The 25,253-nt window shown below is 71.5% G+C and carries 21 protein-coding genes; 6 read left to right on the top strand and 15 right to left on the bottom strand.

The window, feature by feature from the left end; genetic code table 11:
- Positions 1-65: 65 nt before the first annotated feature.
- From ACQRWP_RS07420 to ACQRWP_RS07410, 3 genes are read right to left on the bottom strand one after another with little or no spacing between them, the layout of a single operon-like run.
- The gene (locus tag ACQRWP_RS07420; protein WP_430501401.1) at positions 66-977 is read right to left on the bottom strand and encodes a sulfotransferase family protein; all 912 of its coding nucleotides are present in this window, start codon (positions 975-977) and stop codon (positions 66-68) included.
- A gap of 3 nt (positions 978-980) precedes the next feature.
- A complete protein-coding gene (locus tag ACQRWP_RS07415; protein ID WP_430501400.1) occupies positions 981-2,000 on the bottom strand; it encodes a sulfotransferase family protein in 1,020 nt (339 codons plus the stop codon).
- Positions 1,997-3,280: a glycosyltransferase family 4 protein gene (locus ACQRWP_RS07410; protein ID WP_430501399.1), complete on the bottom strand. Its 1,284-nt coding sequence runs from the start codon at positions 3,278-3,280 to the stop codon at positions 1,997-1,999. The genes ACQRWP_RS07415 and ACQRWP_RS07410 overlap by 4 nt, the downstream gene beginning before the upstream one ends.
- Positions 3,281-3,538: 258 nt before the next feature.
- Here ACQRWP_RS07410 and ACQRWP_RS07405 point away from each other — a divergent pair, with 258 nt between their 5' ends.
- The 3 genes from ACQRWP_RS07405 to ACQRWP_RS07395 are packed head-to-tail and all read left to right on the top strand — an operon-like array spanning position 3,539 to position 6,751.
- Positions 3,539-4,501: a hypothetical protein gene (locus ACQRWP_RS07405; protein WP_430501398.1), complete on the top strand. Its 963-nt coding sequence runs from the start codon at positions 3,539-3,541 to the stop codon at positions 4,499-4,501.
- Entirely contained in the window at positions 4,494-5,273 is a 780-nt protein-coding gene (locus ACQRWP_RS07400) for a sulfotransferase family protein (RefSeq protein WP_430501397.1), read from the top strand. The genes ACQRWP_RS07405 and ACQRWP_RS07400 overlap by 8 nt, the downstream gene beginning before the upstream one ends.
- Positions 5,270-6,751 carry a hypothetical protein gene (locus tag ACQRWP_RS07395; RefSeq protein ID WP_430501396.1) on the top strand — a complete coding sequence of 494 codons (1,482 nt, stop codon included), beginning with the start codon at positions 5,270-5,272 and terminating at the stop codon, positions 6,749-6,751. Before ACQRWP_RS07400 ends, ACQRWP_RS07395 begins: the two co-directional genes overlap by 4 nt.
- On the opposite strand, the gene ACQRWP_RS07390 is transcribed toward ACQRWP_RS07395, so the two are convergent.
- The 7 genes from ACQRWP_RS07390 to ACQRWP_RS07360 form a co-directional block, all read right to left on the bottom strand.
- On the bottom strand, positions 6,748-7,599 hold the full coding sequence (locus ACQRWP_RS07390; RefSeq protein WP_430501395.1) for a sulfotransferase family protein: 852 nt from the start codon (positions 7,597-7,599) through the stop codon (positions 6,748-6,750). The genes ACQRWP_RS07395 and ACQRWP_RS07390 overlap by 4 nt on opposite strands.
- Positions 7,596-9,194 carry an oligosaccharide flippase family protein gene (locus ACQRWP_RS07385; protein WP_430501394.1) on the bottom strand — a complete coding sequence of 533 codons (1,599 nt, stop codon included), beginning with the start codon at positions 9,192-9,194 and terminating at the stop codon, positions 7,596-7,598. The genes ACQRWP_RS07390 and ACQRWP_RS07385 overlap by 4 nt, the downstream gene beginning before the upstream one ends.
- A gap of 22 nt (positions 9,195-9,216) precedes the next feature.
- Positions 9,217-10,233, bottom strand: coding sequence for a Wzz/FepE/Etk N-terminal domain-containing protein (locus tag ACQRWP_RS07380; RefSeq protein ID WP_430501393.1), 1,017 nt, complete (start codon positions 10,231-10,233; stop codon positions 9,217-9,219).
- Between the two features lie 24 nt (positions 10,234-10,257).
- A complete protein-coding gene (locus ACQRWP_RS07375; protein WP_430501392.1) occupies positions 10,258-11,715 on the bottom strand; it encodes an O-antigen ligase family protein in 1,458 nt (485 codons plus the stop codon).
- Positions 11,716-11,895: 180 nt separating this feature from the next.
- A complete protein-coding gene (locus ACQRWP_RS07370; protein ID WP_430501391.1) occupies positions 11,896-13,188 on the bottom strand; it encodes a glycosyltransferase family 4 protein in 1,293 nt (430 codons plus the stop codon).
- A gap of 245 nt (positions 13,189-13,433) precedes the next feature.
- Positions 13,434-15,710, bottom strand: a complete 2,277-nt coding sequence (gene katG / locus ACQRWP_RS07365) for a catalase/peroxidase HPI (RefSeq protein WP_430501390.1) — start codon at positions 15,708-15,710, stop codon at positions 13,434-13,436.
- Complete coding sequence (locus ACQRWP_RS07360; protein ID WP_430503151.1) at positions 15,707-16,162, bottom strand: Fur family transcriptional regulator; 456 nt, start codon at positions 16,160-16,162, stop codon at positions 15,707-15,709. The genes katG and ACQRWP_RS07360 overlap by 4 nt, the downstream gene beginning before the upstream one ends.
- Positions 16,163-16,360: 198 nt before the next feature.
- On the opposite strand from ACQRWP_RS07360, the gene ACQRWP_RS07355 reads away from it, so the two are divergent.
- From ACQRWP_RS07355 to ACQRWP_RS07345, 3 genes are all read left to right on the top strand, one after another.
- A complete protein-coding gene (locus tag ACQRWP_RS07355; RefSeq protein WP_430501389.1) occupies positions 16,361-16,768 on the top strand; it encodes a YciI family protein in 408 nt (135 codons plus the stop codon).
- 8 nt (positions 16,769-16,776) lie between these two features.
- Entirely contained in the window at positions 16,777-17,922 is a 1,146-nt protein-coding gene (locus ACQRWP_RS07350) for an RNA polymerase sigma factor (protein ID WP_430503150.1), read from the top strand.
- A gap of 431 nt (positions 17,923-18,353) precedes the next feature.
- Positions 18,354-19,379: a glycoside hydrolase family 11 protein gene (locus tag ACQRWP_RS07345; protein ID WP_410818905.1), complete on the top strand. Its 1,026-nt coding sequence runs from the start codon at positions 18,354-18,356 to the stop codon at positions 19,377-19,379.
- A gap of 148 nt (positions 19,380-19,527) precedes the next feature.
- Here ACQRWP_RS07345 and ACQRWP_RS07340 read toward each other — a convergent pair whose 3' ends face one another.
- The 5 genes from ACQRWP_RS07340 to ACQRWP_RS07320 all read right to left on the bottom strand — a co-directional run bounded on the left by ACQRWP_RS07340 (position 19,528) and on the right by ACQRWP_RS07320 (position 25,125).
- On the bottom strand, positions 19,528-20,973 hold the full coding sequence (locus tag ACQRWP_RS07340) for a protein kinase domain-containing protein (protein ID WP_430501388.1): 1,446 nt from the start codon (positions 20,971-20,973) through the stop codon (positions 19,528-19,530).
- Between the two features lie 125 nt (positions 20,974-21,098).
- Complete coding sequence (locus tag ACQRWP_RS07335; protein WP_430501387.1) at positions 21,099-21,992, bottom strand: SGNH/GDSL hydrolase family protein; 894 nt, start codon at positions 21,990-21,992, stop codon at positions 21,099-21,101.
- A gap of 121 nt (positions 21,993-22,113) precedes the next feature.
- A complete protein-coding gene (locus ACQRWP_RS07330; protein ID WP_430501386.1) occupies positions 22,114-22,758 on the bottom strand; it encodes a DUF6891 domain-containing protein in 645 nt (214 codons plus the stop codon).
- A gap of 105 nt (positions 22,759-22,863) precedes the next feature.
- Positions 22,864-23,478: a dihydrofolate reductase family protein gene (locus ACQRWP_RS07325; protein WP_430501385.1), complete on the bottom strand. Its 615-nt coding sequence runs from the start codon at positions 23,476-23,478 to the stop codon at positions 22,864-22,866.
- A 246-nt stretch (positions 23,479-23,724) separates the two neighbouring features.
- Positions 23,725-25,125, bottom strand: a complete 1,401-nt coding sequence (locus ACQRWP_RS07320) for a non-reducing end alpha-L-arabinofuranosidase family hydrolase (protein WP_430501384.1) — start codon at positions 25,123-25,125, stop codon at positions 23,725-23,727.
- Positions 25,126-25,253 lie beyond the last annotated feature (128 nt).

The following is a 25,253-nucleotide window of genomic DNA, read 5'->3' as shown; positions in this document are numbered from 1 at the left end:
CCTCGTGACGTCCGTCGATAGCACCGCCGGTACGCGCAACGGCACGCTCGCGCCGGCAGAAGCAGCTACAGCGGGTAGCCCCACTCGGCCAGCGGCTTCTCCAGCACCCGTTCGATCGCGGTGAGCTGCGCCGGGCTGAGTTCGTCCCGGTACGCCTCCGCCCGGCCCACCGTGAAGTCGTACCGGGAGAAGCCCTTCTCGAAGGCTGTCGACCAGCTCAGGCCGAGGAAGTCGAGCATCCGGCCGACCTGCTCGCGCGGCTGCTCGACCAGGTCCTCGTAGCGCACGTCCAGCCACTGGTCGGCCGGGTGACGCAGGCGGGCCGACGCGAAGGCGTCCATCAGCATCTTCCAGCCCAGCGCGGCGAGCACCTGGAAGGAGCGAGCGGACTCGACCCACTCCTCGCGCAGGTCGGACGGGAGCGGGCCGTAGATCCAGTTGTCCGGCCCGCGCCAGCCGTCCCACCAGCCCATCTGGAGCCACGAGTTGGCCACCGCCCGGCCGTCGCGCACCACGTTGACCACCCGCAGCTCCGGGTACGCGGCGTGCAGCAGGCCGGTCCGCGGCCACCCGGTGACGTGCTGCACCAACTGCTGACAGCCCTGCCGGGCGATCCGCTCGTCGAAGAAGGCCCGCAGCCGCCGGGCCACGAACGGGGTCAGGTCCTCGGCCACCAGGTCCCGACACGGCCGGGAGAAGCCGGCCAGCACCTGCCGGTCGAGCAGGTGGTACGCCTCCGACGGCGCCACCCGGAGCCGGCCCCGCTCCAGCAACCGTCGACTGTGCCGCAGCGAGGTCATCCCCGCCGGGCGCGGCGCCGAACGCCGGTAGAGCGCGCCGTTGAACCTGCCCTTGGGGTTGAGCCGGGCCAGTTTGTCGTCCAGACCGGAGACGAAGCCGACCGCGGGATGCCGGGAGAGCAACTCCTGGACCAGTGTCGAACCGCACCGACCGGTGCCCACCACCAGTGAGAGCATCGTTCAGCCTTCCTGCCGGGCGGCGGGTGATGGGGAGACGGCCGGGTCCGCGGCGAGGCGGGCAGCGGGAGAGGTGACCGCCGGGCGGCGCAACGGATAGCCGAACCGGGTCAGGGCCACGGCGGTCAGCCCGGTCACCACGGCGTACGCGCGGGTGGGGAGCCCGGTCAGCCACTCGGTGTCCGCGACCACGTCGACCAGCCCGGTGCGGTGCCGCGACGGATTGCCGGCCACCGAGTGGGTGGGGGCGAGCCGCACCGTGGCCGGTGTCGGGAACGGAAGCTCGTCGGGGGTAGCGCCGACGAAACCGGCGATCCGGGCGGTGACGCCGGCCGGGTCGGCCACGAAGTCCTCGTACCGGACCCGCAGGTAGCGGCCCGGCGCACGGCGGCGGTCGCCCCACAGTCGTACTGTCGCGGTGTTCCAGACCAGCCAGAGCAGCGCGGCCTTGCCGACCGGTGGGCGGCTCATCAGCTGGTCGTCGGCGCGCCCGTCCAGCGGGCGTCGGCGACGCCAGGAGTACGCGGTGGCGCGCGGGTCGCGCACCATGTGCAGGACGTACAGGTCGATGCCGGGCAGGCTGCCGAGCAGGGCCCCGTACGGCGGCAGCTTGGAGGAGTCGACGATGACGCCGTCCGACCGGCCGGCCAGGGCGTGCTCGGCGATCGAGGCGTAGAGCCGGGCCAGCTGCGTGTCGTCGGGGTGGCCCGCGACCGGCGGCTGCCCCCGACGCTGGCGGCGCAGCAGTGCGGGCAGCGCCCGCAGCCGCAGCCGCTGGGCCAACCGGGCGGCGATTCCGGCCGGGTCGGCGTCGGTCAGGTCGGCGCGCACCCGGGCCCAGAGTGGGCAGTCGGCGACCGGGGAACCGCAGCCGCAGGGCCGGTTCTCCAGGATGCCGCGCCGCCACAGGTATCGCAGCTCGCCCGCCGCGAAGAAGCCCGGCAACTGTCCCAGGACCGTGGTGACCAGCGTGCTGCCACTGCGACCACTGCCGGCGAGGTAGAGCACCCGCACCGGGCTCACCGGGCCGCTCCCCCACCGGCGGTGGCCCGGCCGGCCCGCCGCCGCGACGGCAGCGCCTCGGCTGCCTCCGTGTACAGCCCACGGATGCGGTCCAGGTGCCGGTCCGGGGCGAACTGGGCGGCGATCTTCGCCCGGCCGGCCCGGCCCATCCGGTACGCCCGCTCCGGGTCGGCCAGGAGGTCGTTGAGCGCGTCGCCGAGGGCCGTCGGCGCATCGGCGGCGACGACGCGGCCATCCACCTCCGGCTCGACCAACTCGGGTAGCCCGCCCAGGTCGGTGGCGACCACCGGCACCCCGCAGGCGAACGCCTCCAGCACGGCCATCGGTTGGTTCTCGTGCCACCGTGACGGGACGGCGACCACCGCCGCCGACCGGATCAGCTCGTGCAGGCGCGGCTTGTCGAGGCGGCCGTGGAACCGGACCCGGCCGGGCACCCGCCGCGCGGCGAGGGCCTCCAACTCCGGGCGGGCCGGGCCGTCTCCGGCGACGTCCACGCGGACCCCCGCCGGCAGCGCGGCGGCCGCCTCGATCAGCACGTCGACACCCTTCTCGGGCGCCAACCGGCCGGCGAAGACGACACCGCCGCCGGGCGTCTGCTTGGCCGTCACGCCGGTCAGGTCGACGAAGTGGTTGACCACCCGCAACCGGTCCGGGTAGACGCCCGCGCGGCGCATCACATCGGCCAGGAACCCGCTCGGGCTGACGAAGAGCTGCACCGGGTCGTACGCGTCGAGCTGCCGGTGCAACCAGGACTCGACAGCGAGCAGTCCACTGCGGGACAGCGATCCGTCCTTGCAGCGGCGACGGGCCGCCTGCAACGGGCCACCGGTGACGCACGCCTGGCAGGGGCGGCCCCGGTCCAGCAGTTGGTAGCTCGGGCAGGCGAGCTTGTAGTCGTGCATGGTCAGCACGCACGGCACACCGGCGGTGCGGGCCGCGGCGAGCACCGACGGGGAGAGCTGATGGTAGATGTTGTGCAGGTGCAGCACGTCCGGCCGAAAATCGTCGATCACCCGGGCCAGGCCGCGGCGGCTCGTCGGCGACCACAGCATCCGGCCGACGGCCACCGCGCGGGGCCGCACCCCGCGCGGGGCCGGCTCCAACTCCACTTCGGACGGAAAGCGCGCGGCGTACGGCAGCGGTGACTCGTTCTCCGGGTGGCTCATGCCGAAGTAGGCGACAGTGTCGCCGGCAACCCGTTGCAGGTCGGCGAGATCGAGCAGATACCCCTCCGCGCCACCACGGCGGTAGAGGAACTTGTTCACATGCAGCACGCGCATCGACTCGCCCTGCTCACGTCGATCGGGCGAACCGGGCCCGGAGGTGATGACCGGGGTCTGCCCGCCCCGGCCAGGGCCCACGGTATGCAGGGCGGGTCAGCGAGTCCAGCTCACGTTTGGCATGTGGCTGAACGGGTGATCTTCGTCTGCCCGTGCGGTCCGCGGCCTGGCCTCCCGCCGTGATCTCCCGATAGCCTGGCTGCCGCCGGTCGCACCCGCTCTGGTTTCGGGCCGGGCCGGTGCCCGACGAGGAGGACCGTGGCAGCCGACGACGAGGTCTCCGCGCTCGCGTACACCGCGCGCCGGGTCCGGCGGCATCTGCGCTGGGCGCGTACCGAGGGGATCGGACGGCTGATCGAGGAGGACCGCCTCAACCCGGTCGACCGGATCGGCACGGCCCTGGCGAAGCGACGCTGGCGACGGCGGGCCGGCCGGACGCCCGGCTCGGCGATGCCGGTCTACCTGGTCGGTCTGCAACGCTCCGGCACGAACATGCTGGTCCGGGGCCTGGACGCCGCCGGAGAGGTCGAGGTCCGCAACGAGAACGACGGCACCCTCTTCCACCGCTTCCAACTGCGCCCGGACCCGGTGCTGACCGCCGCCCTCCACCGCAGCCGGCACGCGTACGTCCTGGTCAAGCCGCTCTGCGAGAGCCACCGCGTGGATGAGTTGCTGGCCCTGCCGGGGCTGACGCCCGGGCGGGCGCTCTGGGTCTACCGCGACGTCGACGACCGGGCCCGCTCCGAGGTCGCGAAGTTCGGTGACGCCAACCTGCGGGCCCTGCGGGCGATCGCCGACGGCAGCATCGGTCGACGGTGGCAGGGGCAACGCCTCGACGCCGACACCATCGAGCTGATCCGGACCCACGACCCGCAGCGGTTGGATCCGCACAGCGGCGCGGCGCTGTTCTGGTACGTCCGCAACTCGCTGTTCTTCCAGCTCGGCCTGGACCAGCGGGCCGACGTGCTGCTCTGCCGCTACGACAGCCTGGTCGCGGAGCCCGCCGCGCAGCTCCGACGGCTCTGCGCCTTCCTCGACTTTCCCTACCATCCCCGGCTGCACGCGCACATCGCCCCACGCGTGTCGCACGGCGCGACGGGCGACCGACGGCTACCGATCGATCCGCGCGTCCGGGCCCGCTGCGACGAGCTGACCGACCGGCTCGATCGCGCCGCGGCCGACGCCCGATCCGAGACGACGAAGGCGGTCGACAGTGGCTGAGACCGAGACCCGTACCGCGCCGATCTTCCTGGTCGGCTGCCAGCGGTCGGGCACCACGATGGTGCGCCTCGTCCTGGACTCGCACTCGCGGATCAGCTGCGGCCCGGAGACCCGGTTCCTGCCGGACCTCCGACGGATCGTCGGCCGGGACTGGGAGCGACTGGCCCGCTTCGGTTTTCCGCGCGAGGACTGGCTGCGCCGGATCCGGGACTTCTTCGGCGGCGTGCACGCCGACTACGCCGCCGCGCGGGGCAAGACCCGGTGGGCCGACAAGACCCCGCTGTACGCCATGTCGCTCGACTTCGTCACCGAGGTCTTCCCGGACGCCCAGATCGTGCACCTCATCCGGGACGGACGCGACGTGGTGGTCTCGCACCGCAAACGGTTCGGCTACTGGTCCGCCGTGAAGTGCGTGGTGAAGTGGCCGCGCTACATCCGCGCCGCGCGGGCGGTCGGCGCCACCCTGCCGGCGGACCGCTACTACGAGCTGCGGTACGAGCTGGCGGTCAGTGAGCCGGAGAAGACGATGCGGGGCCTCTTCGAGTTCCTCGGCGAACAGTGGGAGGACGGCATCCTCGACTACGACAGCAAGCAGCACGACGTGGCCCAGAAGTACACCACCGAGGCCGAGCGGCGACGCGCGGCGGTGGGCGACACCGCACCGATCTACGGCTCCCGGGTGGGCAGCTACCGCCGTGAACTCGACCCGTTCCTCCGCCTGCTGGTCTGGGTCTTCTCCGGTCCGACCCTGCGCGCGCTGGGCTACCGGTGACCCGCGCCGGCCGGCTGCGCGCGGTCGCCACCGCCGTCGCCGTCACGCTCCTGCTCACCACCGGCTGCACCGCCGGCGACGACGATCCGCCACCGGCCGCCACGCCCTCCGCGACGGCGGCACCCGGAGCCGGCCCGCCGGGGCGCGCCGCCGACCAGGTGAGCAACCCGTTCGGCGCGCACTGGGACTGGTCGCGGTACCAGCAGTTCGGGCCGTACCTGCGCCGGCTCGCCGGTTCGGCGACGTACGAGGAGATCTCCTGGTGCGAGATCGAACGGACCTCGGGGCAGGCCGACTGGGCCGGGCTGGACGAGATCGCCTCGCGCAGCCGGGAGCTGGGCATCACCCTGCACCTGAAGATCCGCACCGGCGTGTGCTGGGCGACCGGTGGCACCGCCCGCTACACCCGGGGCGCGGCGAACAGGACCGAGTCGGCGATGCCCACCGACCTCGGCGCGTACCAGCGGTTCGTCCGCTCCGTCGTGCAGCGCTACGGCCCGTACGGGGTGCGGGAGTACGCCATCGAGAACGAGGTCAACGCGCCGAGCTACTGGGCCGGCAGCCCCGAGGATTACGCGCGGCTGGTCCGGGCCGCCGCCGAGACCATCCGCTCGACCGACCCGAAGGCGCTGGTGGTCGACTCCGGCATCAGCAGCGTCGCGTACGGCATGGGTGTCGCCGACCGGCTGGTGCGCGCCGGTCGGATGCCCGAGGCGATCGCTGCCTACCAGGCGTACTTCCACCGTCGGGTCGGCACCCGGGGGCAGCAGATTCCGGCGGTGACCGGGGAGGCGCAACTGCGCCGGGCCCTCGGCACCGAGACCAACAGCCGCAGCCTGCGTTTCCTCGCGGTGACCGAGTCGCTGCTGACCGACCGCACCGTCGACGTCCGGCAGGTGCACTTCTACGAGCACTTCAGCGGAGTGGCCCCGCTGCTGGACTACCTGCGCGCCACCACACCGCCGGGCACGCCGATCCAGGCGTGGGAGGTCGGGCAGTTCTGGCGCGACGGCGACGGTGACCCGGCCAGCCGGGCGGCGGAGATGGTCAAGACGGTCACCCTGCTGGCCGCCGGCGGGATCGGCGAGATCAGCTGGCTGCCGTTGGCGTACAACCCGAACAATGCGGCCGGCAGCGAGGTCCGCTACGGCCTGCTCGACCCGGACGGTACCGAACGGGACGCCGGCCGGATGATGGCCGCCCTGGCCGACGCGGCCCGGGACGCCACAGTCATCCCGCTGCCCGCCTCGGTCGTCGGAAGGCTGAACGGGGTCGCGTTCGTCCGGGGCGGGTCGAGCACGCTGGTGCTCTGGTCGGCGTCGAAGACGCCGGTGACCGTGCCGGCGACACCGGGCGGACGGACCGGGGCGGTGGGTTCCCCGCTGGGCGCAGCCGGCGACGGCACCACCGTCACCGACGTCCCCGTCCTGCTCCGCGCCGACCAGCCGGTGGACCGGATCCTCGCCACGGTGCGCTAGCCGGGCCAGGGTTCGGGCCAGTCGAGCAGGGCGGTCAGGCGGGCGTTGTGCGGCGCGAAGTGCTCGCCCAGCCGGTCCCGCAGGGCCGGGGTCAGCTCGGAGACGCCCGGGTCGACGCGACGGGTGTGCCGGGTGAACGCCTCGGGAACGAAGGCCGGCAGTCCGAGGAAGCGCAGGATGTCGGCGTACGTGCCGGCCGGATCGGCCTGGAGGTCCTCGGTGCGGGCCAGGTGGATCCGCTCCCGGGAGACGTGCGCGAACCACAGGTGCAGCTGCTCGGCGTAGCGCCCCCGGGCCGCGTACGAATAATTGCGCAACGCCCGGTGCGCGGCGGGACTGTCCGGGCCGCCCCGCGTCGCCCGCGCCAGCCGCTCCTCCTCCGCGTCCAGCGCGTCGGCGAAGGAGAGCGGCTCGACGCCGTACGAGCGGGTGTGCAGGTAGTGCGAGTACGCCCGCTGCACCGGGTCACGCAGCAGTGCGACGAAGCGGGCCTGCGGCAGGGTCGCCGCGACCCGGGCCGGCACGCTCGGGTGGAACAGGTAGTAGGGGCTCGCCTCGAACGTACGCTCGCCCGGGGCGAGGTGCGGGAAGTGCGCCCGGTACCACCGCACCCCCCGACCATGGTGGACGCTGAAGTACTGCAACTCCTTGCCGCTGGCCGCCCGGACCTGGGGATGCGCGGCGAGGTGGTGGTAGAGCGAGGTGGTGCCGCAGCGCTGCCCTCCGATCACCAGGAAGTCGGGCAACGGTCCCGGGTCCCCCGGCCTCGCCGCGCGCCCCCACGCCCGCGCCGCGCGTATCCCCCGGCGCAGCCGGTCGGTGACCTGACGCCGCGCGACCCCGGTCACGAGCGCACCCCGCTGCGGCCGGCGCCCACACCGGCACCGTCGGCGGGGCCGGCGGGGTCGGCCAGGGCGCGTCGACCACCTCGGCGGGTCACCGACCGCAACACCATGACGTCCTCCCGACTGAGCCCGAGGGCGAGCACCAGGGCGAGGTACGCCACCACGATCGCGGCCAGACCGACCACGAGCTGCGCGGTCGCGCCCCCGACCAACCACCGCACACCGAATCCGACGCCCATCGCGACCAGCGCGGCGACCAGGCCCTTCACCATGCCCGCCGTCACCGGCACGGTGTGCACCTGCGCGCGCACCTGCCAGACCCGGACGACGTTCACCGCCGCCAACGACACCGCCCAGGCCACCGCCGCGCCGAGAATTCCGTACGCCGGGATGAGCCAGAGGTTGAGCAGGACGTTGAGCAGCAGGGCCGCGAGGTTGTCCACCATGTTGACCGAGACCCGGCCGGACATGTTCAGCAGCGTCCCGCAGGGCCCGGTCGCGGCGTTGACGAGCTGGCCGAGCGCCAGCACCACCGTCACCGCCGCGCCGCCGGCCAGACCCGGCCCGCCGACCAGGCGCAGCAACTGCTCCGGGAAGACCAGCAACGCCACGAAGGCCGGCAGCGACAACCGGAGCACCCAACCGGTGGCGACCCGGTAGATCCGGCGTACCTCGTCCAGTCGACCCTGGTGGTAGAGGTGCGCCAGGTGCGGACCGAACGAGGCGTTGACCGGCGCCAGCACGAACACCGCGATCGTGACCAGCCGGGTCGCCACGTGGTAGACGCCGATCGCGTCGGGACCGTAGTCGAAGAACCCGAGCAGCAACGCGTCCACCCAGATCAGCCCGGTGGACGACAGCGAGGAGACCCAGCTGACGGTGGAGAACCGGAACAGCTCGCCCGGCCGGTAAGCGGGCCGGGCGGCGGGCACCCGGCGCACCATCCGGGTCAGCGCCACGAGGGCGAGCCCGGCCGCGCTCCAGCTCGCCGCCACCAGCGCCCAGAACGCGCCGGTCAGGCCGGCCCCGAGGGCGAGCGCCAACGCGGTGAGCACCAGCCGGGCGCCCGGCTCGTAGACCTGGCCGATGAGCGCGTAGGCCCGTTGCGTGCGCCACCCCCGGGTGGCCGCGAGCGCGGCCTCGCAGACGGTGGCGGCGGGCAGGCAGAGCGCCGCCAACCGCAGCCCGGTGGTGAGCTGCGGGTCGTGCAGGGCGTCGGCGAGCCACGGCGCGCCGACCGCCAGACCGAGGGCGATCACTGTGGACGCCACGGCCGAGATGCCGATCCCGAGTCGGATCGCGCCCCGGAGGGCAGCCGGCTCGTCGTCGGCGAGATGCACCGCCACGAACCGGGTCAGCCCGGCCCGGAAGCCGGAGAGCGAGAGCAGCCCCAGCAGCGACAGCACGGCGTAGACCTGGGCGTACCGGCCGAGTTCGCGTATCCCCAGGGCCCGGGCCAGCAACAGCATGACCAGGAAGAGCGCCACCTGGCTGAGCACGGCGCTGCCCAGGTTCAGCACACCGCCGCGGGCCATGCCGCGTACCTGCTGGTCGCCGGCCTCCGGCGCGGCCGGCGACCGGCCGGTCACCTCGCGCACCCGGCGGCCCGTTCTCCGACGGTCACGGCCGTGCCGCGGTCACGGTCTCCGCCGGCACCGAGGGGGCCGCGGTGGTCGCCGCCGGGGCCACCGGCGGGGCGGCGGCACGACTCCGGGAGAGCAGTTCGAGTACGCCCACCAGCAGCACCGCGAGCAGCAGACCCGCACCGCCCACCGGCAGGGCGGTGCGCACCAGCTCCGTCATCCGGCTCACCTCGTGCGCCTCGCCGATGCTGGTCACCTGCTTCGGATCGGCGGCCTGGGCCTGCGCCCGCGCCGCCTGCAACCCCTCCCGCGCCTGGGACAGGGCGTTGGTCGCCGCGTCCCGCTGGGCGAGCAGGGCCTGGTAGTCGGGGAGCTTCGGCCCCAGCTCGTCGAGCTTCTTCTGGGCGGCGGTGATGGCGGCGGTCGCCGCGGCGACACCCCGGCCGTTGCCGACCGCCTGCATGGAGAGCTGCTGCTGGCGCAGGCTGGTCAGCTCGCTTAGCGTCGCCTGGTAGATCCGGTCCGGCTGGGAGACCTTGTTCGCCTTCTCCCATTCACCGATCGCCTTGGTCGCCGCGGTGACGTCGGCGTTGGCCGCCTCGACCTCGCCGGTGGCGATGCCGACCTGGGAGGAGAAGAGGAAGGCCAGCGCCCGGGTGGTGGTCGCGGTCAGCACCGGCGCTACCTTCGCCCGGTCGCCGGCGGTGTACGTCACCTCCAACTGGCTGCTCGCGCCGACCTGGGTGATGGCGAGCCCTTCGCGCAGCCGCTCCGGCGCCACCCCGGTGTCAGCGGCCACGTCGGCGAGCACGCGCGGCGAGGTGACCGCCGCGCCGAACGCCGCGACGAACTGGTTCGCCGCCTGCGTACCGGTGTACTGCGTCCCGGCCGCGCCGCCGCCCACCAGGGCCGGCGCCGCCACGTACGCGGTCCCGCTGAACTGCTGTGGCGCGAACAGGACGATGGCGGCCGCGGCGCCGGTGGCGAGCACCGGCACCCCCACGAGTACCCAGAGGCGCCGCCGGGCGACCCGCAGGTAGTCGACGATCTCCACTTTTTCCCCAATGCTGTCGTTCAGTCAAACCGGGACGGACGTGCCTCGTGGCTGCTCGCCGGTCAGGTTCGGAGCCGGTTGGCGGGCGATCACACTGGCCGCCGCGGCGAACGCGACGAAGTACCAGAGGGTGACCACGTTGGAGATGACGTTGGAGGCGGCGCTGACCGCCACGAAGGCGGCGGCGCAGCCGGTGAACCCGACCGCGACGCCACGCTCGAAGCTGCCCGGCGGCGCGCGCCGCAGCGCGGTCCGGGCGGTGTGCAGAAAGGCGAACAGCATCAGCAGGTACGCCCCGAGACCGAGCAGCCCGGTCTCCACGTACGCCCGCAGGAAGTCGTTGTGCGGCTTCTTCGCCTCGTCGGTCTCGCGCTGGGTCATGTTCGGCCCGATGCCGGTCACCGGGTTCCGGTCGGCGAGCGTGACGATCTCGGTCCAGTAGCCGATCCGCCACGCCAGGGTGTTTCCGGTCGGGTCTCCACCGACCGCGCGCGACGTACCGAGTTGGGCGAAGCGTTCGCCGACGGCGGGCACCAGGGCCACCCCGGCGACCGCCACCACGCAGAGGGTGACCAGCATCCGCTTGCTGCGATGCAGCGCGGCGACCACCACCAGGCCGATCGCCGCGCCGAGCAGGGCGCTGCGGGTGTTGGTGAGCAGGAGGAACAGCAGCGAGAGCGCGAGCAGCACCCCGAGTGACGCCCGCAGTCGACGATCCAGGAAGCGGTACACCGCGAAGCCGAAGATCACCATGAACATCAGGTAGCGGCCGAACGTGGTCGACTGGCTGAACGTGCCGCTGATCCGGGTGAAGTCGCCCTTCACCTCGGCCGGCGGGTTGCCGAGCAGCGACAGCACGACGGTGTAGCCCAGTGCCAGCACCAGCGAGGCGTAGCAGGCGAGCAGGACCCGACGGATCGACGCGGTGTCCGGCATGAGCTGTTCCAGCACCACGAACATCACCACCACGGTGAGGATCCGCAACGCCTCCAGGAGGCTGTTCGCCGGCCGGCTGGCACCGAGGGCGCTGACCACGCTGCTGGCGCCGACGAGCAGCATGGCCCAGCTGAGCGGGGAGCCGCGCAGCCGCCCGTGTCGGCTGAGCTGTGCGGCCAGCCAGAGCCCGGCGGCGAGGAGGAACAGCACCGCGAGCAGGGTGGAGGGGTCCACCGCCCGGGCCGCCCCGGCGGGGTCTGCCTGGCCGGCGCTCGGGCCGGTCAGTTTGAACAGGTCGACGCAGGAGCGCACCGCGAGCATCAGCAGCACGTACCCGGCGAACCGGGTCAGCGCGAGGACGGCCACCGCGATCCCCCCGACCGCCGCGAGCGGCAGCACCATGCCCCTGCGGTCGCCGGCCGCCATGGAGACACCCGCGACCACCGCCACCACCGCGGCGGCCAGCGCCGCGCCGCCGGTGAGCAGGCGGGCCGGGTCGAGCCGCTTGGTCATGAGCGGAGTGACCTGCTGCGTGTGTTGTTCCACTGATCCCACTGAACTGAATCGGCGCTGCCCGGCCGCTGCCGGGCGCGGCCAACCGATGTCCTCCCGGCACAAGATCGGTTCAATCTAGTCCTGTCACACCGACGGCAGAAGGGGCCGTTGCACCGACTGCACCGTCCCCCGGGGGGCTGATCCGACGCTCCCCCGGCGAACGCCACCCGGTCAGTCGGCGGCCACCGCGAGTCGTGCCCTGGCCCGTCGGCCCGGCACCGGAGCCAGCCGGAGATAGAGCCGCTCCAACTCGCGGGCGGCGGTGTCCCAGCTGTACCTGCTGGTGATCCGCTCGCCCAGCGCCACGGCACCGGCCCGCTCACCCGGCAGGTCGGCGAGCAGCGACGTCAACACCCGGACCAGGTCGTCCTCGTCGCCGTCGCGGAACAACCGCCCGCCGGCGGTGTCGGACTTGAGCACCTCCACGTGCGGCGCGATGTCGCTGGCGACCACCGGCAGCCCGTACGCGGCCGCCTCCAGCAACGTCAACGGCAGTCCCTCCAACCGGGACGGTTGGACGAAGCCGGCGGCACCGGTGTACAGCTCGGCGAGCAGGTCGCCGTAGGCGAACCCGGTGAAGACGATCCGGTCGTCCGCCCCGGCTTCCCGGCGCAGCCGGTCCACGAAGTCGTCGGTGAACGACGACCCGCCGACGATCGCCAGGCGCATCGGGGTCTCGGTGCGGCGGAAGGCCCGGATCAGCAGGTCGGCTGCCTTCTCCGGAACCAGCCGACCGACCAGCAGCAGGTAGCCGCCGGGGGTCAGCCCGAACCGGTCCTGGATCTGACGGGTCCGCGCCGGTCGGGCCGGGTTGACGCCGTTCGGGATGTAGGTCGTCGGGCGGCCGAACCGGGCGCCGTAGTGGGCGGCGAGCCCCTGGGAGACCGCCACCCGCTGGTGCGGGACGTACCCGCTGAACCAGTGGGCGCTGCCCAGCACCGCCCGCGCGGCGAGCCCCCACTTGCCCCGCTGGTTGTCCAGCCCGTGCACGGTCAGCACCACGCGCGCCCGGGACAGGGCACGCGGGAGTGGGGCGACCAGGGCCGGCCCGAGCCCGTGGTAGTGCACGATGTCGGGCCGCGCGGTCATCGCCGCCATGGTCGAGGTCGCCGCGTGCACGATGGCGTCGAGGTGCTTGCTCGCGATCGTGTGGGTCTGGCGCAGCCGTACGCCCCGGTAGCCGTCGGCGGGTGTCTCGCCGTAGCTCCGGCGGCAGTAGACGGTGACCTCGTGGCCGTAGCTGGCGAGCCGGCTGGCCATCTCCTCCACGTGCCGTTCGATCCCGCCGTAGGTCGCCGGCATCCCCTTCTGGCCGATCATCGCGATCCGCAGCGGACGCCAGGCGGTGCCGGTGTCGGCGACGCCCCCTCGGGGCTGCCGGGCGGGGACCAACCGTTGCCGGGGTATCGCAGGGGTTGCGGCGTGCTGGTCCACGTCCTCGGCCTGCAGGTCGGGATGGGCCACGTTGACTCCCTGCGTGACTAGGTCCGCGCCCGCCGCCCGGGCAGGATCAACACCTTGCCATGGATGGGCCCGTCCGCCAGCTGATCAATGAGACAGAAAAATCATCCATGGGATTCGTCGCTAAGGGAATGGCACGCAGGTGACATCGAGGTGGACGGCGCTGGTGCCGCGTCGAACGGCACGCAAAGGGCGACGAGCCCCGGTCGATCACTGGCGGATCGGCCGGGGCTCGTCGGTGGTACCTGTCAGGCGAGATCGAACCGGTCGAGCTCCATGACCTTGGTCCAGGCGGCCACGAAGTCGGCCACGAACTTGTCGCGGGCGTCCTGGCTGGCGTAGACCTCGGCGAGGGCGCGCAGCTGCGAGTTGGACCCGAAGATGAGGTCGACCGCGCTGGCGGTCCACTTCACCTCATCGGTGGCCAGGTCGCGGATCTCGTACACGTGCTCGTCGGACTTCGACGCGCTCCACCGGGTGCCCGGGGAGAGCAGGTTGGCGAAGAAGTCGTTGGTGAGCACACCCGGCCGGTCGGTGAGCACACCGTGCTGGCTGCCGCCGACGTTGGCGCCGAGGGAGCGCAGGCCGCCGATGAGGACGGTCATCTCGGGCGCGGTCAGGTTGAGCATGTAGGCACGGTCGATGAGCAGCACCTCCGGCTGGGTCTTCTCGCCGGCGCGCAGGTAGTTGCGGAAACCGTCGGCGCGCGGCTCCATGACCCGGAAGGAATCGGTGTCGGTCTGCTCCTGGGTCGCGTCGGTGCGGCCCGGCCGGAACGGCACGGTCACCTCGACGCCGGCGTCCCGCGCCGCCTTCTCGACGGCGGCCGAACCGGCCAGCACGATCAGGTCGGCGAGCGAGATGCTCGCCCCGCCGGCGGAGTTGAACTCCTGCTGGATGCCCTCAAGGGTGGCGAGGACGGTGGCCAGCTGCTCGGGCTGGTTGACCTCCCAGCTGCGCTGCGGCTCGAGGCGAATGCGCGCCCCGTTGGCGCCGCCGCGCTTGTCGGTGTGCCGGAAGCTCGCGGCAGAGGCCCAGGCGGTGGAGACCAGCTGGTCGGTCGTGAGACCGGACTCCAGAACCTTCGCCTTGAGCGCGGTGACGTCGGCGTCGCCCACCAGCTCGTGGTCGACGGCCGGCACCGGGTCCTGCCACAGCTGCGGCTCGGCCACCCACGGCCCGAGGAAGCGCTCGATCGGGCCCATGTCGCGGTGCAGCAGCTTGTACCACGCCTTGGCGAAGGCCAGCGCGAACTGGTCGGGGTTCTCCAGGAAGCGGCGGGAGATCTTCTCGTACGCCGGGTCGACGCGCAGCGACAGGTCGGTCGTGAGCATCGTCGGCCGGTGCTTCTTCGCCGGGTCGAAGGGGTCCGGGATGATCGCCTCGGCGTCCTTGGCGACCCACTGCTTCGCGCCGCCGGGGCTGGTGGTCAGCTCCCACTCGTAGCCGAAGAGGATCTCGAAGAAGCGGTTGCTCCACTGCGTCGGCACGTCGGTCCACGTCACCTCGAGACCACTGGTGATCGTGTCGCCGCCCTTGCCGCTGCCGTGGGTGCTCAGCCAACCCAGGCCCTGTGCCTCCAGCGGAGCGCCCTCGGGCTCCGGGCCCACGTGGTTGTCGGCGACGCCTGCACCGTGGGTCTTACCGAAGGTGTGACCACCGGCGATGAGGGCGACGGTCTCCTCGTCGTTCATCGCCATCCGGCCGAAGGTCTCGCGGATGAAGTGCGCCGCCGCGGCCGGGTCCGCGTTACCGCGCGGGCCCTCCGGGTTGACGTAGATGAGCCCCATCTCGGTCGAGCCGACGCCGGCCGCCATCTCCTTCTCGGAGGCGTAGCGCTCGTCACCCAGCCAGGTGTCCTCCGGACCCCAGAAGATCTCCTCGGGCTCCCAGACGTCCTCGCGGCCGAAGCCGAAGCCGAAGGTCTTGAAGCCCATCGACTCCAGGGCGACGTTGCCGGCGAGCACGAGCAGGTCGGCCCAGGAGATCTGCTGGCCGTACTTCTGCTTGACCGGCCAGAGCAGCCTGCGGGCCTTGTCCAGGTTGGCGTTGTCCGGCCAGCTGTTGAGCGGGGCGAACCGCTGACCACCGTCGCCGGCGCCGCCGCGACCGTCCTCGATGCGGTACGTGCCGGCGGCGTGCCAGCTCATCCGGATCATCAGGCCGCCGTAGTGGCCGAAGTCGGCCGGCCACCAGTCCTGCGAGGTGGTGAGCACCTCGATGATGTCGCGCTTGAGGGCCTCGACGTCGAGCTTCGCGAACTCCTTGGCGTAGCTGAAGTCCTCGCCCAGCGGGTTGCCCTTGGACGAGTGAGCGTGCAGCACCGAGAGGTCGAGCTGGTTGGGCCACCAGTCCCGGTTGGTGCGCGGACGACCGCCGGTCTTCGGGGTCGGCGAGTCGATCGCCGGGTTCTCACTCTCGCTGCCGTGCGCGGTCACCGAGTCGTGCGCGACCGGGCAGCCGGCCGCTGCCTTCTGGTCCACGCCCTGCGCACTGACGGGGCCGTTGTCCTGGGTGTCGCTCATGTACTTCCTTCCGAGCTTGCGGATCTCTGGGGCGTGCGTTCGGTCGCGCAGTCGGGGCAGGTGCCCCAGTAGACGACCTCCGCCTCGTCGACCACGAAACCGTGGTCGCCCGCGGCGGTGAGACAGGGGGCGTGACCGACGGCGCAGTCGACGTCGGCGATGGCGCCGCAGGAGCGGCACACGACATGGTGGTGATTGTCCGCGACCCGGGACTCGTAGCGGGCGGTCGCCCCGGCCGGCTGGATGCGCCGCACCAGGCCGGCATCGGTGAGCACGCGTAGCACGTCGTACACCGCCTGGTGGGAGACCGTGGGGTGCTCCGCGCGGACCAGCGCGATCACCGCGTCGGTGCCGACGTGCGGGTGGTCGCGCAGCGCCGTGAGCACCGCCAACCGGGGCCGGGTCACGCGCAACGAGACGGCCCGCAGCTGCGCCTCGAAGTCGGACATCACGGGTACGAACACTAGCTCACTATTTTGGAACGAATCAAGTTTTGTGCCGCCCGAGGTACCCCAACGGCGGACGATTCACCCGAGGTTAACCTGCGGGAGGAAAAAAACCGGACACCCATGTCGAGAAGTGCCGACCGGCTCCGTCCCCGCAGTGAACGCGACCACACTGGGTCGCAGCCAGCACCAAGGAGCATCACGATGGCCAAGTACCTGCTGCTCAAGCACTACCGGGGCGCCCCGGCCGCGGTGAACGACGTGCCGATGGACCAGTGGACGCCGGCGGAGATCTCGGCCCACGTGCAGTACATGCGCGACTTCGCGGCCCGACTCGAGGGCACCGGTGAGTTCGTCGACGCTCAGGCACTCGCCCCGGAGGGGACGTTCGTCCGGTACGACGGCGAGGGCCGCCCGCCGGTCACCGACGGCCCGTTCGCCGAGACCAAGGATCTCATCGCCGGCTGGATGGTGATCGACGTCGACAGCCACGACCGCGCCGTCGAGCTGGCCGGGGAACTGTCGGCCGCCCCCGGGGCAGGCGGAAAGCCGATCCACGAGTGGCTGGAGCTGCGCCCGTTCCTGAGCGAGCCCCCCACCATCACGGAGTGACGGCTCCGATGGACGAGACGCTGCTGCGCAGCCTCACGCCGAGCGTCCTCGGGATCCTCGTCCGCCGCGGAATCGACTTCGCGGCGGCCGAGGACGCCGTGCAGGACGCCCTGGTCGAGGCGGTCCGGGTCTGGCCGGCCGACCCGCCGCGCGATCCGTTGGGCTGGTTGACCACTGTGGCGTGGCGACGGTTCCTCGACGCCGCCCGAGCCGACACCGCTCGCCGTCGGCGCGAGGATCTCGTCGAGGAGGAGCCGGCGCCAGGGCCGACTCCCACGGTGGACGACACGCTCCAGCTCTACTTCCTGTGCGCCCACCCGTCGCTGACGCCGTCGTCCGCGGTCGCCCTCACGCTGCGCGCCGTCGGCGGGTTGACCACCCGGCAGATCGCCCACGCCTACCTGGTGCCCGAGGCGACCATGGCGCAGCGCATCAGCCGGGCCAAGCGCACCGTCTCCGGGCTGCGGTTCGACCGACCCGGTGACGTCGCCACCGTGCTGCGCGTCCTCTACCTGGTCTTCAACGAGGGCTACTCCGGTGACGTGGACCTCGCCGCCGAGGCCATCCGGCTCACCCGGCAGCTCGCGGCCGGGATCGACCACCCCGAGGTGGCGGGGCTGCTCGCCCTCATGCTGTTGCACCACGCCCGCCGGGCCGCCCGGACCGCGCCCGACGGCAGCCTGGTGCCGCTCGCCGAGCAGAACCGCAGCCGCTGGGACACCCGGTCGATCGCCGAGGGCGTCGAGATCCTCCAGGCGGCCCTGGCCCGCGACCAACTGGGCGAGTTCCAGGCCCAGGCGGCCATCGCGGCGCTGCACGCGGACGCGCCGACCGCCGCCGAGACCGACTGGGTGCAGATCGTGGAGTGGTACGACGAACTCGCGCGCCTGACCGGGAACCCGGTCGTCCGACTCAACCGCGCGGTCGCGGTCGGCGAGGCCGACGGTCCCCGGGCCGGTCTGACGGCGCTCGCGGCGGTGGACGAGACACTGCCCCGGTACACGGCGGTGGCGGCGTACCTGCACGAGCGCGACGGCGATCTGGCAACGGCGGCGCGGCTGTACGCCGAGGCCGCCCAGCAGGCCACCAACCTCGCCGAACGCGACCACCTGACCCGCCAGGCCGCCCGGCTCAACGCCCTGCGGCGTCGCTGACCGGTCGGGCTACGGGAGCGTGTGCCCGTGCCGCTGGCCACGGTCGGGGCACCTGGTCCGGAAAGTCTCCGGAACTTTCGGCGGCTCCCACCCCGACTGGTGTTCGGCTGTTGCGACGCCTCGGTGACCGCCCTGAACTCTGATCGACTACTGACCTGGATGGATGCCGCTCCGGCGACGACAGCAGTGTTGCCACGCTGTTTCCGAAAATTGTTGACAAGGAGACGGCTGGGTTAATACGGTCGCCATCGACGGCGCTCGATTGTCGTCAGCACCAGCCACCACGACCCACTTCTCCGGTCGTCGTGCAGGACGACCGGCCCACCACCACCGAGCGGTACGACGCCGTGGCCGTCACCCGACCACCGGCAACCTGCCGAGGCGTACCGCGCCGCTGGCCCCCGCCAGCCGTCAGAGGAGGCAACAGTTCCATGACCGACACCAGCCACACCAAACCGAGAGGCCGCGGCCGCATGCGGCTGCTCCTGGGCGCCGCATGCGCCGCCGTCGTGGCCGTCGCCGGCACGATGACGGCCACCAACGCGTACGCCGAGGCCGACCGGACCCTCACGTCGAGCCTCACCGGCACGCACAACGGGTACTACTTCTCGTTCTGGAAGGACAGCGGCAACGCCAGCATGACGCTGCGCGCCGACGGCCGATACACCAGCAGTTGGGACAGGAGCACCAACAACTGGGTCGGCGGCAAGGGTTGGGCCACCGGCAACCGCCGGACGGTCAGCTACTCGGGCAGCTACAACCCGGGCAACAACAACACCTACCTCGCCCTGTACGGATGGACGCGCAGCCCGCTCATCGAGTACTACGTGGTGGAGAACTTCGGCAGCTACAACCCGAGTAGCGGCGCCACCCGGATGGGCACTGTCACCACTGACGGCGGCACCTACGACATCCTCCGCAGCCAGCGGGTCAACGCCCCGTCGATCGACGGCAACCAGACGTTCTACCAGTTCTGGAGCGTCCGCCAGCAGAAGCGATCGAGTGGCACCATCACCACCGCCAACCACTTCGACGCCTGGGCCCGGGCCGGCCTGAACCTCGGCACCAACCACAGCTACCAGGTCATGGCCACCGAGGGTTACCAGAGCAGCGGAAGCTCCGACATCACCGTCCGGGAGGGCAGCGGCGGTGGCAACCCGACCACCCCGCCCACCACCGGCAACCCGGGGACCGGCAACTGCAGCGCGACGCTCTCCGCCGGCCAGCAGTGGGGTGACCGGTTCAACCTCAATGTCGCGGTCAGCGGCACCAACAACTGGGTCGTCAGCCTCGGCCTGGGTGGCGGCCAGAGCATCCAGAACAGCTGGAACGCCGCCGTCAACGGCAACAGCGGCACCGTCACCGCGACGCCGAACGGCAACGGCAACAACTTCGGCGTAACGATCATGGCCAACGGCAACTGGAACTGGCCGACGGTCACCTGCCGTACCAGTTGACCCCGATCAGTTCCTGACATCGCACCACTGGCGTGGCGGCCTCGGTCGCCACGCCAGACTGCGTTGCGCAGGCACCGCCGTCCGCCTCGGCGTCCATGCCGGCCTCGGGGTCACCGGTGCGGCACGGTCCGGTTGTCGCCACCGTCCGCTACACCTGCGGCGCCGCGGTCTCTCCTTCGGCCGTCGATTCCTCCGCCGACGGTTCCGAGGTTGGGTCCGCCGCTGGGTTCTCCGTCGTCCCCTCGGTCGGTGCCGCTGTCGTTCCGCCCGTCGGGGCTGCCGTCGGGGCTTCCGTCGGCTCCGCAGGAGCGCTCTCGGACGCGGTGGGACCGGGCGCACCCGTGGTGCTTCCACCGGACGGCGTCGATGGGTCCGCCGTCCCCTCACCCGCGGCCCGGGTGGGCGTCGGGGTCGGGGAGCCCGGCGCTCGGACCGGTAGGCCCGCAGAACCGCGGGTGTCTGGTTCACCGCCGCCGACGCCGGGGCCCGGTTCCCGCTGCGTCGGCACCGTTGGCGACACCGCGGGCGGCACCCCGGGAGGCGTCGACGGTCGCCCGGTCGGGCCGGGCATGAACCCGATGGGATCGGCGAGCACCAGGACGGAAGCCGCGGCGGCCAACGATCCGAGAAGCACCGCGAGCGCTCTGGGCCCAGGAGTGACCGCCCGGCTCACCGCGCCACCGGGGGCCGACCGCCGGGCAGCCGTGACCTCGGTCCGCACCCCGACCTCGGTCGCCCCGGTCGCGGTGGACAGCAGGTGGTCAGACGGGCCCGCGAGTGTCTGCGCCGCCCTGGCCATGGCCGCTGCCGTCGGAAAGCGGTCGGCCGGCTCCTTGGCCATCGCGGTGGCGACCACAGCCCGGACCTCCGCCGGAACGTCTTCGGGCAGCGGCGACGGTTCCTCCTCAAGATGCCGCAGCGCCACCGCGACGGCGTTCTCGCCCTGGTGCGGCGGTCGACCGGCGAGGCAGTGGTAGACGACAGCCCCCAGCGCGTAGATGTCGATCGCCGGTGTGGTCTCGTTCTTCGCGACCTGCTCGGGTGCCATGTACAGGGCGGTGCCGACGATCTGGTTCGTTCCGGTCAGGCTCGCCGCTTCCTGCGTCACCGCAACACCGAAATCGACGAGTACGACGTGTCCGTCCGGTTCAATGATCAAATTGCTGGGTTTGACGTCACGATGGACGACACCAGCGTCATGCGCGGCTTGCAGGGCACTGGCGGTCTGCGCGGCGATCGACATCGTCTCGACCACGTCCAGTCGGCCGACCTCGGCGATCCGCTCCGACAACGGCTGCCCCTGCACGCATTCCATCACGATGTAGGCGAGGACCGGCGCCCCGGACTCGGACACCTCACCGTAGTCGTAGACCTGGGCGACACCTGGGTGACGCAGCGCAGCCATGGCCCGCGCCTCGCGCCGGAACCGCTCACCGAAGCCGCCGTCGGCAACCAACCGAGGTTGCAGCATCTTGACCGCCACGCAGCGGTCGAGGGTCTCGTCGACCGCCCGCCACACGTCACCCATTCCGCCGCTGGCGATGCTTTCGACCAGGCGGTAACGGTCTCCGACGACTTGCCCCACATTCGCCATAGCTTTCGGTACCCCGGACTCCCCGATCTCAAGCACAGCGGGGCTGGACATCGCCGCGCGGCGCACCGCAGGAGTGACCCGCCCCGCCGTTGCCGGCGGGGCGGGCTCGGCCGATCACGGCCCGGTCAGCTGTTCAGCCTTGCAATCAGAGCGGTGGCCATGCCCTGCTCACCTCGGGCGTTGGGGTGGAACGGCGCGGCCGAGTTCTGCGGCACCAGGCCCTCGATCCACCGGGTGCCGCTGCCCTTGCACGCGTCGCGGCCGATCGACGGGGTGTAGACATCGGCGTAGGTGGCGCCGTTGGCGCTCGCGGCGCTGGCCAGCATCGCGTTGAGCGACTTCTCGATGCCCCGCAGGTACGGCACGTCCTGGTAGGCGATCGGAACGACCGGCCAGCAGCCGTAACCGCTGTCCGGCAGGATCGCCGGATAGCCGAGCACCACGACCCGCGCGCCCGGTGCGGCCTGCCGGACCGCCTGGAGCACGGCGGTGACCTTCGGCGTGGCGGCGACGATCCGCGCCTGCAACTGGTCGACTCCTCCGGCGGTGTACCGGTTCTTGCACGGAGATCCGAGCGGGCTGCTGACGCTCGCCTCGGCGCAGGCGCCGATGATGCCGGAGAAGCCGATGTCGTTGCCGCCGATCTGCACCGTCACCAGCGACGTGTTCGACGTGACCGCGTTGAGCTGCGGCGGCAACGTGATGCCCAGTTGGCCGCTACCGCCGTAGAGGATGTCGTCAGTGGTGGCACCGGAGCAGCTCACGTCGGCGAACGACGACGAGCCGGCGGACGCCGCCACCAGCGACGGGTAGTTGCGGTTGGACCGTAGGCAGTTGAGGTCGACCTGGGTGGGGATCAGCGGGCCTGCGGTGTACGAGTCGCCCAGCGCGACGTAGCGGCCGGTGGGCACGGCGGCGCTGGCGGGGGTGGCGACGGTGAGCAGCACGCCGGCGGTGGCGAGGGCGAGTGCGGCGAACCGGGTGGCTGCCCGCAGGCGGGGCAGGCGGGGACGGGTCATGGCGCCTCCCAGGAGGGATCAGGGTGGTGGTGCCCGAGATCCTGTCGCCGCTGACGTCAACCGTCAATATCGATAGCCCTCACTAAACACCGGTCCGAAGTGTGGGATGAATCGGTGGTGGTCAATCCAGCGGCGCGTACCACTGGGCACCGGTGACCCTGACCCGGCGGGACTGCTTGCGGTTCCACTCCACTTCCATGCCGTGCTTGCGGAGCACCGGAAACGCGACCTCGTCCAGCAGTCGTTCCAGGTCGGCCTGGTAGTCGGCCTGCTGCTCGGCCTCCGACAGCCCCGCGTAGGCGACCTCGTCGAAGTCGGCCGGAGGATAGACGCCGTAGCCGAGATAGACCTCGCCGTTCTCGCTCGCGAGCAGTGACTCGGTGTCCTGCTGGTGGTACCAGAGAAACCCGCGCCAGTGCCGAGAGTCGTCCCGCTCGTCGTGGATCTCGGCGCTCGCGCAGGTGCCACAGCAGCTGAAGTTCTCCCGCGCCAGCACCCCCAGCTCGTTGAGCTCGACGAAAGCACGGGTGAGGTTGCCGCGCACCTCACCCCACTCGCGCTGCTGCCCCCGCCGAACCGCCAACGCCGTCTCGTGCGCCGCCCTGAGCTCGTCGTCACGGGCGCCGCAGCGCTCGTCGGCGTCGTCGAAGAAGTCGACGAACTCGTCCGCGTCGGCCTCACCCCGCACGACCCAGGCCCACAGCTCGTCCTCGACGGCGGTGCGGCCCGGCTCCGGGATCCGATCGGTGAGGAACCTGACGCCCACCGGGCGATCGTTGTACGTCCACGCAGTCACGACGAGATCTTCACATGGGCCTGTGACGGCCTCGGTCGGAGAACGGCCGGCGCGGCAGCCGGCCCCGAAGGCGCCCTAGTTTCCGGCCGGCACCTGGTCCGTGATCTCGTCGTAGCCGACCGGAGTCGGTGCCGTGCCCGGCGCGTAGATCACGCGGAGGACGCCGGTCGGGAACGCCTCCGAAGCCACCAGTCGCAGGTGGTACGCCGTGTCGCCCTCGTCGAACAGCTTGCGGCCCTTGCGCGCGGCCACCGGATGCACCAGCAGACGCAGCTCGTCCACCAGGCCCGCGGCGAGCAGTTGCTGCACCACGGAGATCGAGCCGGGGATGAGGACTCCCCGCACGCCCGCATCGGCCTTGAGCGCGGCGACGGCGTCGAGGAGGTCCCCGTCGATCAGCTCGGAGTTGCGCCAGGAGAACTCCGGCGATTGGCGCGAGACGACGACCTTGCGCATGTCGCCGAGTTGCTTGGCGAACGGCGCGTCGTCGCCACCCGCGGCCTCCCGGTCGGGCCAGGCCCCGGCGAAGCTGTCGTACGTCTCGCGGCCGATGAGCAGCACGTTGGCGGCGTCATAGTCCTCGGTGACGGCGCGGCCCATGTTCTCGTCGAAGTACGGGAAGTGCCAGTCAGGGTCGATCTCGGCCACACCGTCGGCCGAGATGAACAGCGTGGAGATGACCTTTGCCATCGCGGGGGATCCCTTCGAGTCGGGTGATGTCGGTGTTCGACCGGCGCATCGTCCCAAACTCGTCGGCCGCAGGCGGCCCCGGTGATGCGTGTCGTATCCCCTGTTTGTTGCTTGATCGACTCGCGTTCAAGAAAGTCGTGGCGTCCGGACGGCCGGGATACCGCGACTTCCATGAACCCGAGTGGATCGGTGCGGGCGGGCTCGGCGGCACGCCGAGCCCGCCCGTCGCGGGTCAGTCGAGCGTGATCAGACCGGGCGCTGCAGGGTCAGCAGACCCGGCCGGTACGGCAGGAGGCCGTAGTCGCCGCCGGATTGCGGGGAACGGCCCTGGTAGAGCAGTTGCAGGTTGCAGGCGTCGACGGTCATGGTCTGGTCGGCGTTGGTGCGCAGCAACTCGCCGTGGCTGATGTCGTTGGTCCAGGTGGCACCGCTGTTGGCCTTGCCGGCGAACGGGTTGCTCTCGCTGGTGGCCTGCGGCGTCCACGAGCCGCCCAGGCTGGTGGCCGTGAACGAGCGGAAGTAGCGGCCCTGCGACCCGATCGCCTCGACGATCATGAGATAACGGGTCTGGCCCTGGAGCTTGTAGACCTGAACAGCTTCGAACAGGTTGTTGGTGGTGTCGCTCATGATGGTCGTGTAGTTGGAGCCGAAGCTGCCGGGGAAGTTGCCGATCGGCATGCTGGCCCGGTAGATCTTGCCGTTGTCACCGGCGAAGAACAGGTACATGTTCGTGTCGTCACCGATGACCGCCTGGTCGATCGGGCCGGTGCCCGAACCGGTGATGCTTCCGCTGAACAGCGTCTGCGCCGCCGACCATCCGTTCGGGTTGGTCGGATTGGTCGAGGTCCGGTAGGAGAACGCGGGCCCACCCCACTGGTAGGCGAGCACCCAGATGTTCTTCGGCGCGAAGTAGAACAGCGACGGCGCGACGGTCGCGTTGTTCATCGCGTTCTGGCTGGCCGAGGCCATCTGCGAGTAGTTCGTGAAGAGGCCGAAGTTCATCGAGCCCCACCGGGTGCCGTTGTCGTGGGTGGTGGCGTAGACGAGTTGCTGGCCGTTGTAGGGGGCGACGGTGAAGTCCTTGAGTGACACCCAGCCCGACCTCGGGGTCGCCAACACCCCGGTGGAGGACCACCGGTACGTCGAGGGCAGGTTGCACGTCTCCGACGGCGGCGGGGTCGTCGGCGGCGGGTCGGTCGGCGGCGGATCGGTCGGCGGCGGAGTCGTCGTGCCACCTGTGCAGGCGACACCGTTCAGGGCGAAGCTCGTCGGGTCGGGGTTGCTGCCCGTCCAGGACCCGTTGAACCCGAACGACACAGTGCCGTTGGTCGGGACCGCACCGTTGTAGCCCACGTTCTTCGCCGTCACCGCCGACCCGCTCTGCGTCAGCGACGTGTTCCAGGCCTGCGTCACCGTCTGCCCGGCGCCGTACGACCAGGTCAGCGTCCAACTGCTCAACGGGTCACCCAGGTTCGTGATCGCCACGTTGGCGCCGAAGCCGCCCTGCCACTGCGACGACACGGCGTAGTTCACCGAACAACCCTCAGCCGCGGCACCGGCCGGCAGCGCCGCGACAACTGTCGACGACATCAGTAAGCCGACGCCGGCCGCAACCAGACCGACATTGGTGGCTCTGGATCTGGTCATATAGCACCCTCCTCGCGGGATGACGGCCTATGCATTGGTGGTGGTCGCTGCTCAGTGACTGATTGTGAGCGTTAACAGGCCGCGTCAGGTATGTTACGGGAGCGCTCCCATGCACTCAACAGCATCTA

Source organism: Micromonospora trifolii (assembly GCF_050516465.1).
Taxonomy (GTDB): Bacteria; Actinomycetota; Actinomycetes; order Mycobacteriales; family Micromonosporaceae; genus Micromonospora; species Micromonospora trifolii.
The sequence above is the reverse complement of the archived record's forward strand: the minus strand, read 5'-3'. Positions and strand labels throughout refer to the sequence as shown.

Excerpts from the sequence above, each read along its gene's own strand:
- ACQRWP_RS07420 (WP_430501401.1), bottom strand. The coding sequence starts at position 977 with ATGCTCTCACTGGTGGTGGGCACCGGTCGGTGCGGTTCGACACTGGTC.
- ACQRWP_RS07410 (WP_430501399.1), bottom strand. The coding sequence starts at position 3,280 with ATGCGCGTGCTGCATGTGAACAAGTTCCTCTACCGCCGTGGTGGCGCG.
- katG (WP_430501390.1), bottom strand. The coding sequence starts at position 15,710 with ATGAGCGACACCCAGGACAACGGCCCCGTCAGTGCGCAGGGCGTGGAC.
- ACQRWP_RS07355 (WP_430501389.1), top strand. The coding sequence starts at position 16,361 with ATGGCCAAGTACCTGCTGCTCAAGCACTACCGGGGCGCCCCGGCCGCG.
- ACQRWP_RS07350 (WP_430503150.1), top strand. The coding sequence starts at position 16,777 with ATGGACGAGACGCTGCTGCGCAGCCTCACGCCGAGCGTCCTCGGGATC.
- ACQRWP_RS07345 (WP_410818905.1), top strand. The coding sequence starts at position 18,354 with ATGACCGACACCAGCCACACCAAACCGAGAGGCCGCGGCCGCATGCGG.
- ACQRWP_RS07340 (WP_430501388.1), bottom strand. The coding sequence starts at position 20,973 with ATGGCGAATGTGGGGCAAGTCGTCGGAGACCGTTACCGCCTGGTCGAA.
- ACQRWP_RS07335 (WP_430501387.1), bottom strand. The coding sequence starts at position 21,992 with ATGACCCGTCCCCGCCTGCCCCGCCTGCGGGCAGCCACCCGGTTCGCC.
- ACQRWP_RS07325 (WP_430501385.1), bottom strand. The coding sequence starts at position 23,478 with ATGGCAAAGGTCATCTCCACGCTGTTCATCTCGGCCGACGGTGTGGCC.
- ACQRWP_RS07320 (WP_430501384.1), bottom strand. The coding sequence starts at position 25,125 with ATGACCAGATCCAGAGCCACCAATGTCGGTCTGGTTGCGGCCGGCGTC.